1 protein-coding gene is annotated in these 1,118 nt (G+C 59.6%); it reads right to left on the bottom strand.

From position 1 onward, the window contains the following. Positions 1 to 1,118 (bottom strand): elongation factor Tu (gene tuf, locus CRO18_RS18495; protein WP_097083227.1); only part of this gene is annotated, 1,118 nt, incomplete at both ends.

The following is a 1,118-nucleotide window of genomic DNA, read 5'->3' as shown; positions in this document are numbered from 1 at the left end:
GCGAAGCGCAGTTTTTCTTCCATCGCGATCGGCGCAATCAGTTCGACTTCGAACTTCAGGTTGTCGCCCGGCATCACCATTTCAGTGCCTTCCGGCAGGTTCACGGTGCCGGTCACGTCGGTGGTGCGGAAGTAGAATTGCGGACGGTAGTTCGCAAAGAACGGCGTGTGGCGGCCGCCTTCTTCCTTGGTCAGGATGTAGGCTTCGGCTTCGAACTTGGTGTGCGGTTTCACCGAGCCCGGTTTGCACAGCACTTGGCCACGTTCCACGCCCTCACGGTCGATGCCGCGCAGCAGCGCGCCGATGTTGTCGCCAGCTTCACCGCGATCAAGCAGTTTGCGGAACATTTCAACACCGGTGCAGGTGGTTTTCTTCGTCGCACGGATGCCGACGATTTCCAGTTCGTCACCCACGTTGATCACACCGCGTTCCACACGGCCGGTCACAACCGTGCCGCGGCCCGAGATCGAGAACACGTCTTCGATCGGCATCAGGAACGGTTGGTCAACCGCACGCGCCGGGGTCGGGATGTATTCGTCAACGGCTTTCATCAGCGCGTGGATCGAATCTTCACCGATCTCTTTCATTTCGCCGATCAGCGCTTGGTGCGCCGAGCCTTTGACGATCGGGGTGTCGTCACCCGGGTAGTCGTAGTCCGACAGAAGCTCACGAACTTCCATTTCCACCAGCTCGAGCAGCTCTTCGTCGTCCACCAGGTCCACTTTGTTCATGTAGACGGTGATGTACGGAATGCCGACCTGACGGCCGAGCAGGATGTGCTCGCGGGTTTGCGGCATCGGGCCGTCCGACGAAGCAACCACGAGGATCGCGCCGTCCATTTGCGCCGCGCCGGTGATCATGTTTTTCACATAGTCAGCGTGGCCGGGGCAGTCGACGTGCGCGTAGTGGCGCGCTTCGGTTTCGTATTCCACGTGCGCCGTCGAGATCGTGATCCCGCGGGCTTTCTCTTCCGGCGCGCCGTCGATTTGGTCGTAGGCTTTGAATTCGCCGTAGTATTTCGTGATCGCAGCCGTCAGCGTCGTCTTGCCGTGGTCAACGTGACCGATCGTGCCGATGTTGACGTGCGGTTTGTTCCGTTCAAACTTTGCCTTTGCCAT

This window comes from Rhodobacter sp. JA431, from assembly GCF_900217725.1.
In the GTDB taxonomy this organism is placed as follows: domain Bacteria; phylum Pseudomonadota; class Alphaproteobacteria; order Rhodobacterales; family Rhodobacteraceae; genus Rhodobacter; species Rhodobacter aestuarii.
This window is presented reverse-complemented; position numbering and strand designations above follow the sequence as displayed.